This is a genomic window from Streptomyces sp. NPDC001920, assembly GCF_053594495.1.
In genome coordinates this window covers 16719-29505 of sequence record NZ_JBSFEP010000020.1, presented here as the reverse complement: position 1 = coordinate 29505, position 12787 = coordinate 16719, and the positions used below count along the sequence as shown (strand labels likewise).

9 protein-coding genes are annotated in these 12787 nt (G+C 71.7%); 5 read left to right on the top strand and 4 right to left on the bottom strand.

What is annotated here, in order from left to right:
* Positions 1–47: 47 nt before the first annotated feature.
* On the bottom strand, positions 48–866 hold the full coding sequence (locus ACWCPI_RS29785; protein WP_451041055.1) for a DUF817 domain-containing protein: 819 nt from the start codon (positions 864–866) through the stop codon (positions 48–50).
* Between the two features lie 94 nt (positions 867–960).
* Here ACWCPI_RS29785 and ACWCPI_RS29780 point away from each other — a divergent pair, with 94 nt between their 5' ends.
* On the top strand, positions 961–1887 hold the full coding sequence (locus tag ACWCPI_RS29780; protein WP_451041054.1) for an N-acetyltransferase family protein: 927 nt from the start codon (positions 961–963) through the stop codon (positions 1885–1887).
* A 484-nt stretch (positions 1888–2371) separates the two neighbouring features.
* Entirely contained in the window at positions 2372–4186 is a 1815-nt protein-coding gene (locus ACWCPI_RS29775) for an ABC transporter ATP-binding protein (RefSeq protein ID WP_451041053.1), read from the top strand.
* Between the two features lie 56 nt (positions 4187–4242).
* Here ACWCPI_RS29775 and ACWCPI_RS29770 read toward each other — a convergent pair whose 3' ends face one another.
* The 3 genes from ACWCPI_RS29770 to ACWCPI_RS29760 form a co-directional block, all read right to left on the bottom strand.
* Positions 4243–5502, bottom strand: coding sequence for a hypothetical protein (locus tag ACWCPI_RS29770; RefSeq protein WP_451041052.1), 1260 nt, complete (start codon positions 5500–5502; stop codon positions 4243–4245).
* Positions 5503–5671: 169 nt separating this feature from the next.
* Positions 5672–6757, bottom strand: a complete 1086-nt coding sequence (locus ACWCPI_RS29765; RefSeq protein WP_451041051.1) for a substrate-binding domain-containing protein — start codon at positions 6755–6757, stop codon at positions 5672–5674.
* A complete protein-coding gene (locus tag ACWCPI_RS29760) occupies positions 6754–9285 on the bottom strand; it encodes a SpoIIE family protein phosphatase (protein ID WP_451041050.1) in 2532 nt (843 codons plus the stop codon). The genes ACWCPI_RS29765 and ACWCPI_RS29760 overlap by 4 nt, the downstream gene beginning before the upstream one ends.
* 273 nt (positions 9286–9558) lie before the next feature.
* Here ACWCPI_RS29760 and ACWCPI_RS29755 point away from each other — a divergent pair, with 273 nt between their 5' ends.
* The 3 genes from ACWCPI_RS29755 to ACWCPI_RS29745 are packed head-to-tail and all read left to right on the top strand — an operon-like array spanning position 9559 to position 12753.
* The gene (locus ACWCPI_RS29755; RefSeq protein ID WP_451041049.1) at positions 9559–10647 is read left to right on the top strand and encodes a sugar ABC transporter substrate-binding protein; all 1089 of its coding nucleotides are present in this window, start codon (positions 9559–9561) and stop codon (positions 10645–10647) included.
* 52 nt (positions 10648–10699) lie between these two features.
* Positions 10700–11473: an ATP-binding cassette domain-containing protein gene (locus ACWCPI_RS29750; RefSeq protein ID WP_451041048.1), complete on the top strand. Its 774-nt coding sequence runs from the start codon at positions 10700–10702 to the stop codon at positions 11471–11473.
* 5 nt (positions 11474–11478) lie between these two features.
* A complete protein-coding gene (locus tag ACWCPI_RS29745) occupies positions 11479–12753 on the top strand; it encodes a sugar ABC transporter permease (protein WP_451041047.1) in 1275 nt (424 codons plus the stop codon).
* Positions 12754–12787 lie beyond the last annotated feature (34 nt).

Below are 12787 nucleotides of genomic sequence, written 5' to 3'. Positions count from 1 at the left end.
CGGGAGGCGTTGCTGCGAAGTGGGCAGCCGGTTGCCGAGACACGCTCCTAGCGCCCTGAACTCGGCGGCAGGGCCCGGCCCTTGTGCCCGCGGTGCGGTCGGCTGCACGCCACCAGGACGACGGTGACGCTGATCAGCAGTGACCAGGCGACGATCTTGTCCACGCCGACGGGCTCCCAGCCGTCGAGTTGGTAGGGGTAGCGCCAGGCGCCCAGGTAGGTGGCGAGGTTCTCCGCGACCCACAGGAAGAAGCCGATCAGGAAGAAGGCGAGGGCGAGCGGCATCCGCCGGGGTGCGCCGCGCACCGTGAAGCGCGCCGAGGTGCCCGTGGTGACGGCGAGGAGCAGGCCGGCCAGGAGCCACCGTGCGTCGGGCAGCCAGTGATGGCTGAAGAAGTTGATGTAGACGGCCGCCGCCACCAGGGCCGTCGAGCGCGGGCGGTAGCGCACCAGCTCCAGGTCGAACAGGCGCCAGGCACGGCAGACGTAGCTGCCGACGGCCGCGTAGAGGAACCCTCCGTACAACGGGACGCCCGCGAACTTCAGGACGGCCGGCTCCGGATAGCTCCAGGACCCGAGGGACACCTTCACCAGTTCGAACGCCAGGCCGATGACATGGCAGATCGCGATCACCGCCACGTCCCGGCCGTTCTCCCAGCCGCGCAGCCAGAACAGCAGGGTGAGCAGCACACCGTAGGCGACGAGCAGGTCGTACCGGGCTATGGGCAGGCCGGGCAGCAGTGCGGACGCCGCCACGCCGGACAGCAGGGCGATGGCGAACGCGCACGCCCGGGTCTGTGTCCACGCGAAGTCGAGCAGTTGACGAACCGATGAGGCCATGGGGCCCGTGACGCTTGTGGTGACCATGATGTGATCGAGGACGGTTCTGCGCCCCCCGCGGTTGCCGGGCCCGCGCGGAAAATGCGTTGCGACCGCCTTCCTCTCCCCGGACGCTGAGCCCATGTCCTACACCCTTCGCCCGGCCGGCCTCACCGACGCGGCCGCCATCACCGACCTGCTCAATGAGGTCGACCGGATCGAGATAGGCCGGCCCGAGACCGATCTGCACACCGTCGAGGCCGATCTGAAACGGCCCGACGTCGATCTGGAGCGCGACTCCTGGCTCGCCTTCCACGACGGCCGGCTGGTGGCCTACGGGCTGCTGTGGGACGAGTCGGCGGGCGAACGCGTCGACATCGACCACTACGTGCTGCCCGAGCACCAGCACGCCGGGCAGCTCCTGCTGGACGCGATGGAGGTCCGCGCCCTGGACCGGGCCCGGGGGAACGGGGCGGCCAGGGCGGTGGTGCACCTGCACCTGAACACCGAGCCCACCCTCGACACCGGCCTCATCGAGAAGCGGGGCTGGTCCGTCGTACGCCGCTATCACGTGCTGCGACGGCCGGTGGACCCCGCAGCGGACCTCGTGCCGGAGGTGCCGTCCGGCGTTCGGCTGCGGTCGTGCGTCGAGGAGGCGGACCGGGCGCGCGTCCATGCCCTGTACCAGTCGAGCTTCGCCGAGCACTTCGACTTCCAGCCCCGCGGCTACGAGCAGTGGCTGCAGGACGTCGACGCCGATGTGCTCGACTGGTCGCTGGTGTGGATCGCCGCTACCGAGGAGCTCGGGGACGTCGGCTTCCTGCTCGCCCGCGACGACCGTGAGGCGATGGGCTGGATCAGGAGCCTCGGCGTCGTACGTGAGGCCCGTGGGCTGGGTCTGGGCGGGCTGCTGCTGCGGAACGCGTTCGCGGCCTTCGCCGCTCGCGGGCGGGACACGGTGGGACTCGGGGTGGACACCTCCAACGCCACCGGTGCTCCGGCTCTCTACGCCCGCCATGGCATGGCGGTGCATTACGCCGTCGACACCTGGGAGGCCGTCCTGCCGTGACGTCCCGAAGCGACGGCACCGGGGCGTGAGCCCTGCCCGGGGCAGCCGGCCGTAGCCGGGGGCGCCTCATGGCACCGGCCGGGGACGGCGGCGCGGTGCGGCCGCTGCCGGCCCGGCCGGATCATGGCCGCCGTGGGGCTGGCCCGCCGGGGCGCCGCGCAGGGGCGCGCGGTGGCCGAGGCCGACGTCTGCGGATCCAGCGCGTCGGCGCGGCACCGGTGGCTCGCAGGGGCCGGACATCCGTGATCCAACCAGCGCGCGTGGGGCGGGAGTCGTACGAAGTCCTGCGCGGGACAGGGGAGTTGGATGGTTCGGCGTATCCCTGCGCACCGTGCCGGCGCGGCCGGAAAACGCTTGGACGCGGCACTCGTCGGCGCGGGACACTGCCGGACTCGAATCGAAATCCACACGACCGTTGCGGCGATGGCCCCTGCCCGCGGTAGCGCGTGGCCGGCTTCCGCCGCCGGACAGGACCAGGGGTGGGATGGGAACGTCCGAATCTCGCAGGGTTCAGCCGGGCAAACGCTCGGTGCTGCTCGCACTTCGTCACTACGGACGGGAGTTGGCCCGGCTCCGCCGGCTGACGGTACCCGCGATGTCGCTCTCGGCGCTGGGCAACATCGGAATCAACTACGTCGCGCCGCTCATCGTCGCCAAGCTCGTCGGTGACCTGGCCGGCGACGAGGACGTCACGGTCGCCTCGACGCTGCCGTACGTCCTCGGGTTCGCCGGTGTGCTGCTGTTCTCGGAGGCGCTGTGGCGCATCGCCCTGCACTGCCTCAACCGTCTCGACGCCTTGGGCATCGAGCATCTGTATGTGATCGGGATGGACGAGTTGTTCGCCAAGGACGCCGCGTTCTTCCACGACAACTTCGCCGGATCGCTGACCAAGCGCGTGCTGAGCTTCGCCTCGCGTTTCGAGCAGTTCGTCGACACGCTGACGTTCCAGATCGTGGGCAGCTTCGTGCCGTTGGCCTTCGGGGCGGTGGTGCTGTGGCGCTACGAACCGCTGCTCGTGGTCGGGCTGCTGGTGATGATCGCGCTGACGGCGGTGTGCGTGGTGCCCCTGATCCGGCGCCGACAGGCGCTCGTCGACGAGCGGGAGGAGGCGATCGCCCGGGTGTCGGGCCATGTCGCCGACAGCCTGATGAACATGGACACGGTGAGGGCGTTCGCCGCCGAGGGACGCGAGGCCGCCGAGCACCGCTCCCGGGTCGCGACGTCGCGGCGCCTGACCCTGCGGTCCTGGGACTACGGCAATCTGCGCATCGACACGTTCGTCGCGCCGATGTCCGTGCTGACCAATGCCCTGGGGCTGCTGCTCGCGGTCACTCTGAGCGGGGGCGAGCACGGCGTGGAGGCGGTCGTGGTGGCCTTCACCTACTACACCAACGCGACGCGGATCATGTTCGAGTTCAACCAGATCTACCGTCGGCTGGAGAGCTCGATGACGGAGGCCGCCCAGTTCACCGAGTTGCTGCTGACTCCGCCCACCGTGCTCGATCCGCCGCAGCCGCAGCCGCTGCCGCCCGGCGCGACGGATGTCCGTTTCGAGCGGGTGAGCTTCGCGCACTCCGGCGGCCGGCCGCTGTTCGAGGGACTGGACCTGGTCGTGCCCGCCGGGGCGAAGATCGGTCTCGTCGGCCGGTCGGGCGGCGGCAAGACCACGCTCACCCGGCTGCTGCTGCGGATGACGGACATCGATGCCGGCCGGATCCTGATCGGCGGTCAGGACATCAGCACACTGCGCCAGGCCGACCTGCGCGGACTGATGGCGTACGTACCCCAGGACCCGGCGATGTTCCACCGCACCCTGCGGGACAACATCGCCTTCGCCCGGCCGGACGCCACCGATGCCGAGATCCGCCGCGCGGCCGAGGCGGCGCATGTCACGGAGTTCGCCGACACGTTGCCGAACGGCTTCGACACCATGGTGGGCGAGCGTGGCGTCAAGCTGTCCGGGGGCCAGCGCCAGCGGGTCGCCCTCGCCCGGGCGATCCTGCGGGACGCGCCGATCCTGCTGCTCGACGAGGCGACGAGCGCCCTGGACTCCGAGAGCGAGATCCTGGTGCAGGAGGCGCTGTGGCGGCTCATGGACGGGCGGACGGCGCTGGTGGTGGCGCACCGGCTGAGCACCGTCGCCACCATGGACCGGCTCGTCGTCCTGGACAGCGGCCGGATCGTCGAGCAGGGCACCCATGAGGAGCTCCTCGCGCTGGACGGCGCGTACGCCAAGCTGTGGCAGCACCAGTCGGGCGGCTTCCTCGACGAGGGCCCCGCGCGGGTCGAACTGCCCTGACCGGCGGGCCGAGCGGGCGGCGGACGTGGTCCGTCGCCCGCCTGCCCGGCCGGTCGTTACTGACGTGCCGCGCGGCGGCGGCGTACGAGCAGCACCGCGCCCGTGCCGACGCCGACGGCCGCGGCGGCGGCACCCGCGAGCGGGAGGGCGGAGCCGGAGCCGGTGCTCGCCAGGTCGCCGGAGACGGGGGTCGAGTCGGTGGCGCCGGTCGTCGACGTGCCGCCGCCGGCGGAACCCCCGCCGGTGGCCGAACCGCCGCCCGTCGACCCGGAACCGCCGGCGGAACCGGAACCCCCGGTCGACGAGGAGCCCGAGCCGGAGGTCGTCGAGCCGCTGCCGCCCGTGGAGCCGGTGCCGGCGACGTCGAGCGTGATGTCGGCCCTGTCGTTGCCCTTGTTCTTGTCGAACGGCCGGGGCTCCGATTCCAGCGCCACCGAGCCCTTGGCGCCCGGCACGGCCTTGTCGATCCTCAGCTTGAAGGTGTACGTCTGGCTGTCGCCCTCGTTGATCCAGGCCTGGCTGGTGCCGCACTCGTAGGTTCCGGACGACGCCTTGTCGCAGAAGGCGTGTCCCTTGGTCACCTTCGTGCCGGCGGGCATCTTGATCAGGACGCGGGTGGCCGGTGTGCCGGCCGTGCCCCGGTACCAGGCCGGCCCGGCGTTGGTGAACTCGACCGTCAGGTCCACGGTGTCTCCGACGCGGCCCTTCAGCCGGTCTCCCGCGACCTTGAAGTCGGCGGTGTTCGCGGCGGTCACCGGCACCCGGCGGAGGTTCGGGTCCTCGGCCGCGGTGCCGAGGTCGTCCGTGGTGGCGTCGGGCCGCTCCGCCAGCTTCAGGGCCGGGCCGGTGCCCTTGACGGGCCCCGAAGAGGCTTCGTCCGACGGGGGGTTGTCGTGCTCGGTCACCATCACCGTGAGGGCGTCGTGCAGCGCGCTGTCCAGTACGTCGACCCGCAGGCCCCCCTCGGGGGCGTAGACGACGCCGGGCTTCACCGTCTGGTCGAACGCGCAGACCGCCTGGGTGCTGACCGGGATCTCGTCGAATCCCCAGATCTTCCAGGCGGTGCAGTTGGAGGGCAGTTCGCCCTGGCTCAGCCCGTGGCTGACGACGTAGGTGATCCACACCTTGTCGAGGGCCTGGGTGCCCGTGTTGGTGAACGCGGCGGGGACCTTGAAGGTGGTGCCCGGCTGCACTCCCTGGTACGGGCCGATCTCACCCAGCACCAGTGTGGGTGCGGGGTCCTCGGCGAAGGCGGGCGTGGCGCCCAGCGAGACCATGGCGGCGGCGCCGATCACGCCCGCGGTCTGTCGGAACACGCGGCGGCCGGTGGCGGGTCGGGGCATGGGATCCTCTGATTGAACGGCAGTGACGTACGCATGAACTGCGGGGGAACACGTGTCCCCGCACAGGAGACTGCTGTCGGGGCCGAAGGGTTGCACGGAGCGCGGCGCTTGACGTGGTGTCGGCCTTGCAGGTGTGCGTCCGTCACGACAGGAGCCCGGCCTGCACACAGGCGGGCCGCAGCGGCGGCGTGCAGATCTGCGCGATGGTGTACACGCCGTCCCTGACGACGGTCTGCCGGATGTTGTCGACCGTCACGGTGCGCGGGGTGAGCAGGACGGAGGGGATGTCCTCGGTGGTGGGGCTGTCGACCGTCATCCTGGCGACGTCCCGGATGTCCTCGCCGCGTCCCAGGGCCATGGCCATGGCGGCGGCCGCGGAGGCCTGCGTCTTGAACGGCTTGTACACCGTCATGTACTGCTCGCCCTTGACGATGCGCCGCACGGCCTCCAGGTCCGCGTCCTGGCCGGTGATCGGAGGCATTCGTCCGACACCGGCGTTCTTCAGCGCCGCGATGACGCCCGCGGCCATGGCGTCGTTGGCCGCCAGGACACCGTCGATCCGGTCCGGACCCAGGGCTGCGATGGCGGCGGCCATGTTGGCGTGGGCCTTGTCCGTGCTCCAGCCGGGCGTGTCGTACGACTTGCCGATCCTGACCTTGCCGCGCAGGACGGACAGCGCGCCCGCGCGGTACCAGGCCGCGTTGGGGCTGGACGGATCGCCGTTCATCATGACGACGCTGCCCTTGGTCTCCTTCTCCCCCATCCCCTTCAGCAGCGCCTTCCCCTGGAGCCGGCCGACCTGCCCCCCGTCGAAGCTGACGTAGCCCGAGATCGGGCCCTGGGCGAGCCGGTCGTAGGCGACGACGGGCACGTCCGCCCGGCGCGCCTCCTGGATCGAGGAGCGCAGAGCCTTGTTGTCCACGGCGTCCAGGATCAGGACCCGGACCCCTTTGGTGATCATGGAGGTGATCTGTTCCCGCTGCCGGGAGACGTCGTTCTCGGCGTTGGCGTACTGCACGGTGCAGCGGGGGCACAGCGCGTCGATCCGCTGCTCGATCAGCGGCTTGTCGGAGTTCTCCCAGCGGGGCACGGCCCGGCTCGGAAGCAGCAGGCCCACCGCGAAGGCGTCCGGCGCGCCGTCGTCTTCCGAACAGGCCGTCAGGGACATGGTCATGAGGGCCGCGACGAACGCGGCGACGAGGTGCCGCACACGGATCCGGGTGTTCATGGCGGACCCCCGCCTTCCTCTCGGGGCGCCGAGTCCATGGCAGACGGCTCGCGGCGCGGCACCCGGATCTCGCTCCAGACCTGTTTGCCGCCGGCGACCGGCACCGAGCCGAAGGACTCCGACATCGCCTCGACCAGCAGCAGGCCGCGGCCGCCGGTCGACTCCCAGTCGACGATCACCGGTTTGGCCGGTGCGCGCGGCGAGGCGTCGCTGACGCAGACCCGCACCAGGTCGCCGCGCAGGATCAGGTCGAGTCGGACCGGCCCCTGGGTGTGCACGAGCGCGTTGGTGACCAGTTCGGACACGACCAGCAGGACACCGTCGGCCACTTCCGCGACCTTCCAGTTGCGCAGGGTGCGCGCGGTGAAACGGCGGGCGTGCATGACGGCGTCGGGCAGCCGCCACACCACCCAGCCGGACCGGATCGGCCGGGCCGTCATACCGTCGTAGCGCAGCAGCAGCAGCGCCACGTCGTCCTCCCGGCGGCCGGCGTCGCCGAGCAGTTCGTCGGCCATCCGCCCGGCGTCGGCGGGGTCGGCCGCGGCGAGCGCCGCGCGGGTGCGGTCCATCCCCTCGTCCAGGGGCAGGTCGGCCGCCTCGACCAGGCCGTCGGTGACCAGGGCGAGCACCGTGCCCGGGGTCAGCGCGGCGGCGGTCATGGGGAACTCCGCCTCGGCGAGCACACCCAGCGGAAGCCCTCCCTCGACCTCCACCTCCTCGGTCGTGCCGTCGGGCTGGCGCAGCAGCGGGGCGAGGTGCCCGGCCCGTACGAAGAGGGCGTTGCCCTCCTCCAGGTCCAGCTCGACGTAGCAGCAGGTGGCGAAGAGGTCGGTCTCCATGCCGACGAGGAGCCGGTTGGCGTGCGAGACGACGACGTCCGGCGGGTGGCCCTCCACCGCGTAGGCACGGACCGCGGTGCGCATCTGGCCCATGATCGTCGCGGCTCCGGCGCTGTGCCCCTGCACGTCCCCGATGACGAGCGCCACCCGGTCCTCGGAGATCACGATGACGTCGTACCAGTCACCGCCCACCTGGAGTCCGCGCCGGGCGGGCAGATAGCGGGCGACGGCCGTCCCGCCGGGCAGTTCGGGCAGGCGCCGGGGCAGCAGGCTGCGCTGGAGCAGCGTCGCCAGTTCCTGTTCGGCGTCGTAGGCGTGCGCGCGTTCCAGGGCCTGCCCGATCAGCGCCGCGGTCGCGGTCAGCACGGACCGCTCCTCGGTGGCGAACTCGTGCGGCTGGTCCCAGCCGACCAGGCACACGCCGACCACCCCGCCCTTGGCGGGCAGCGGCATGACGGCCAGGCCGCCGGCGCCGATGCCGGCGAGCTGCGGTTCCAGGGGCGTGCCGGCGGGCCACAGGTCCATGCGCCCGTCCCGCAGGGCCAGCTGGAGGGTGGGCAGGGCGCGGACCGGGGCGTCGGGCCACTCCGAGCGCCATTCGGAGCGCCAGGTCTCCGGCCAGGCGGCGGGCTGCGGCGGATCGAGCACGATGACGATCAGCCGGTCCTCCCGCAGCTCGGCGAGGGCCACGCGGTCGGCGGAGAGCGGCTCGCGCAGCGCGGTCACGGCCACACGGGCGACGTCGTGGACGGTCGTGGCGTCGTCGAGTGCGGCGGTGAGCCACTGGATGCGGGAGACGTCGTCGGCGCCGCGGCGCTGGACCGAGGTCGGCGTCACCACCCCGAGGACCTGCTGCGGCCGGTCGCCGGGGCCGGTCGGCACCCGGCAGCTCAGGCTCAGCCAGCGCATCTCACCGGTGGGGCAGCGGACCCTGAACTCCAGCTCCCGCCGGGCGAAGGCGGGGGTGGACGGTTCCAGGACCGACATGAGCGCGTGCATGTCCTCCGGGAGGGCGTTGGCGATCAGGCTGTCCGCCTTGCCGTCGAACTCGTCGGGCGTGAGGCCGACCAGGTCGAGCAGTGTCTCGTCGGCGTCGATCACTCCGGTGTCCGGTACCAGGACGAAGGAGCCGACACTCAGCGCGCGCAGGGCGGGGCCCAGCAGCGACGGCCTCGTGGGGCGGTCGGTCCCGGCCCGGAGCAGGTCGGCGACCGCGTCGGCGTACCGCGTCAGGAAGCGTCGTTGCCCGGCCTCGAATCCGTCGGCCGAGGCCCCTACCACGACGAGGCAGCCCAGTCTCCTGCCCTCGGCCGTCAGGGGCAGTGCGCCGAGCGAGGTCTGTGCTCCCGACGGCGCCGGTCCGCCTTCGTAGGAGGCGAGGGCCGCCGGGGTGAGCCACAGCGGGCGTCCGCCGCTGAAGGCCCGCGCGGCGGGCGAGCCACCGGCCAGGGGCAGGCGTTGTGGCAGGCGGTAGCGGTCAGCGGCGTCTCCGGCCGTCTCCAGCAGCCGGAGTTCGTCCTGCCCGGCACCGGGCGCGTAGACAGCCGCAAGCGCCGCTCCGGCGAACGTGAGGGCCCGCTCCCCCGGTACGGCCTCACGCGCCGGAGGCGCTGAACCGGTGCTCGCGGCCCCGGGCTGAGATGCCCGCAGCTGTGAGACGCCGGCCCGGGCACCGCCGTCATGAGGCATGTCCGCACCTTCCTCCCGCCCGGGCCACAGGTGCCGCCGGCTTGAGATCGGGGCGCTCAGCTACCAGCGTCTCACATGAGAACGAAGTGGACAGATCCGTACATATCACCCACTCTTTCCCGCCGTCGGGCCCTCCCTCGGCCGCGTTCGCAGTTCACTTCGGCCGGTGTCACACTTACGACATAACCGTCTTGGCGCCTTTCAGCCAGTTGATCCCAGGCGGGACGCCCGGCGCCGACACCCAGACCTCGTGCCCGTTGGGAGGTCTCGCGCATGAAGGCCCGCGTACGGGGGGCGGTCGCTGCTGTGGCCGCGGCCGCCACGGCCGCGGCACTCGCGGCCTGCGGCGAGGACGGGTCGACGGGCTCGGACGGGGTGAACGAGCCGAGGATCGGCGTGCTGTTGCCGGACTCCACCACGGCTCGCTGGGAGACCCGCGACAGACCGCTGCTCGACCGGCACATCGAGGAATTGTGCGCCGAGTGCCGGGTGGAGCACGCCAACGCCAAGAACGACGTCGCCATTCAGCAGGCCCAGATGGACTCCATGATCACCGAGGAGGTCGACGCCATCCTGCTCGTGGCCGTCGACTCCAGATCGATGCGCCCCTCGGTGGAGAAGGCGGACGAGGCGGGCATTCCCGTGATCGCCTACGACCGCCTCGCCCAGGGCCCGATATCGGGTTACGCCTCCTTCGACGGCGAGGAGGTGGGCCGGCTCCAGGGCAAGGCGCTGCTGGAGGCCATGGGAGACCGGGAGCCCCCTGGCCGGATCGTCATGATGAACGGCGACCCCACCGATCCCAACGCTGTGTCGTTCCGGAAGGGCGCACTGTCGGTGCTGGAGGGAAAGGTCGAGATCGCCAAGACGTACGAGACCCGCCAGTGGAGGCCGGAGGTCGCCCACATGAACATGTCCGGCGCCATCTCCGCGCTGGGCGCCGACAGCATAGACGGGGTCTACGCCGCCAACGACGGCCTCGCCGCCGGCAGCATCGCCGCGCTGAAGGCCAACAAGGTCGTTCCGCTGCCTCCCATCACCGGGCAGGACGCCGAACTGGCGGCGCTGCGGCGCATCGTGGCCGGTGAGCAGTACATGACCGTGTACAAGCCCTTCCGGCCGGAGACCTCCGCCGGTGCCGCACTGGCCGTGGCCGCGGCCCGCGGCGAGAACCTGGAGCGGGTCGCCAAGGACACCGTGCGCACCGACAGTGGGCGGGCGGTTCCCGCCGTCCTGCTCACCCCGTTCTCCGTGACCGCCGGGACCATCGAGGACACCCTGGTGAAGGACGGCGTGTACACCGTCCAGGAGATCTGCGCCCCGCAGCTCGCCGCCGCCTGCGAGAAGGCCGGACTCACCTGAGGGGCCAGCCCCGCGGCGGGCCGGTACCGGTCATGGGAAGGAGTGGTCCTTCGTGCCGAGTCCCCCCTTGCTGAGGCTGCGCGGCGTGTGCAAGCGCTTCGGTGCGGTCGAGGTCCTCACCGACATCGAGCTGGAGATCCGCGCGGGCGAGGTCGTCGCGTTGCTGGGCGACAACGGGGCCGGCAAGTCCACCCTGATCAAGGTGATCTCCGGGGTGGCCCCCGCGGACCGGGGCCTGATCGAGTGGGAGGGCCGGGCGGTCCAGATCAGGCGTCCCCACGACGCCCGGGACCTCGGCGTCGCCACCGTCTACCAGGACCTCGCGCTGTGCGGGAACCTCGACGTCGTGGGCAACCTCTTCCTCGGCCGGGAGCTTCGCAGGTACGGCTTCCTGGACGAGGTCGAGATGGAGCGCCGCACCGGCCGGCTGCTGGAACGGCTGACGCGGGGCATCCCCGATCTGCGCGCGCCCGTCGTCTCCCTGTCCAGCGGCCAGCGCCAGACGGTCGCCATCGCCCGCTCCCTCCTCGGCGACCCCAGGATCCTCCTGCTGGACGAACCGACCGCGGCGCTGGGCTTCGAGCAGACCAGCGAGGTCCTGGACCTCGTGGACCAGCTGCGCGACCGGGGCCTCGGGGTGCTGCTCATCAGCCACAACATGGGCGATGTCAAAGCCCTCGCGGACCGGGCCGCGGTGCTGCGGCTCGGCCGCAACAACGGCTTCTTCGACGTGAACACCGCGTCGCAGGAGCAGATCATCGCGTCCATCACCGGCGCCACGGAGAACGTGCCCCGCCGGATGGCCCACCGGGAGGCAGGGTGGTGAAGGGGATGCACGACAGCGACGACAGCACGCGGACGGCCCTCGACGAGCCCGCCACCGACGGCCCCCGGCGGCCTGCCCGCAGACCGGCCGTCGCCCGGCTGGCGGAGAGCGGCGTCGCCGTCCTGCGGCGCAGGCTGAGCGCCGGCGAACTGGGCTCACTCCCGGTCGTCCTCGTCCTCGCCGCGGTCTGGATCACCTTCCAGTCCCTCAACGACAGCTTCCTGTCGCCGCGGAACCTGTCCAACCTCAGCGTGGACATCGTGGGCACCGGACTGATCGCTGTCGGCATCGTCTTCGTGCTGCTCCTCGGCGAGCTGGACCTGTCGGTCGGCTCGATCAGCGGTCTCGCCGCCGCCGTCTTCGCCGTACTGAACGTGAACAACGGCGTGCCGGAGTGGCTGGCCCTCGTGGTGGCGGTGCTCGTGGGCACCGTGGCGGGCACGGTCCAGGGGTACTCGGTCGCCAAGACGCGGGTGCCTGCCTTCGTCGTCACCCTGGCCGGGCTGCTGACCTTCAACGGCCTGATGCTCTACATCCTGGGCACCAGCGGCACCATCAACCTCGACGAGAACGGCTTGGTCGCCAAGCTGACGAGCCACTACTTCACCCATGACGTCGCCGCGTACACCGTGGCGGCCGTCGGCACCGGGCTGGTCTTCCTCGCGTCCTGGCAGGAGCGGCGGCGCCGCCACGCCATGGGCATGCGGCACCGCTCGCTGCGCGGGATCATCGTGCGCACGGCCGTGCTCGCGGCGGTCTCGTTCTTCGCCGCCTACCTGCTCAACCGGTTCCAGGGGCTGCCGCTCGCCCTGCTGATCTTCCTCGTGGTGGTGGCCGGTCTGGATGTGGTCCTGCGCCGCACGCACTACGGGCGGCAGGTCTACGCGCTCGGCGGCAGCATCGAGGCGGCCCGCCGCGCCAGCCTCAGCGTGACGCGGGTGCAGACGGCGGTGCTCGCCGTCTCCGGCACCATGGCCGCGCTCGGCGGACTGTTCCTGGCCTCGCGCATCACCTCGGTGAGCCAGGGCGCGGGCTCGGGGATCCTGCTGCTCAACGCGATCGCGGCGGCCGTCATCGGGGGCACCAGCCTCTTCGGGGGACGCGGGACGACCTGGTCCGCGGTGCTCGGCATGCTGGTGATCCAGTCGATCGCCTCGGGCATGGTGATCACGGACACGCCCACCGCCGTCCAGTTCATGATCACGGGCGGTGTGCTCTTCGCCGCCGTCGTGATCGACGCGCTGTCACGCCGTTCGCAGGAGGCTCACGGGCGGGCCTGAGGCCGCGCTCCGGGCGGGCACGGGCCTGCCCGGA

Coding starts and splice junctions, on each gene's coding strand:
- ACWCPI_RS29780 (WP_451041054.1), top strand. CDS start 961: ATGTCCTACACCCTTCGCCCGGCCGGCCTCACCGACGCGGCCGCCATC.
- ACWCPI_RS29760 (WP_451041050.1), bottom strand. CDS start 9,285: ATGCCTCATGACGGCGGTGCCCGGGCCGGCGTCTCACAGCTGCGGGCA.
- ACWCPI_RS29765 (WP_451041051.1), bottom strand. CDS start 6,757: ATGAACACCCGGATCCGTGTGCGGCACCTCGTCGCCGCGTTCGTCGCG.
- ACWCPI_RS29755 (WP_451041049.1), top strand. CDS start 9,559: ATGAAGGCCCGCGTACGGGGGGCGGTCGCTGCTGTGGCCGCGGCCGCC.
- ACWCPI_RS29775 (WP_451041053.1), top strand. CDS start 2,372: ATGGGAACGTCCGAATCTCGCAGGGTTCAGCCGGGCAAACGCTCGGTG.
- ACWCPI_RS29785 (WP_451041055.1), bottom strand. CDS start 866: ATGGTCACCACAAGCGTCACGGGCCCCATGGCCTCATCGGTTCGTCAA.
- ACWCPI_RS29745 (WP_451041047.1), top strand. CDS start 11,479: ATGCACGACAGCGACGACAGCACGCGGACGGCCCTCGACGAGCCCGCC.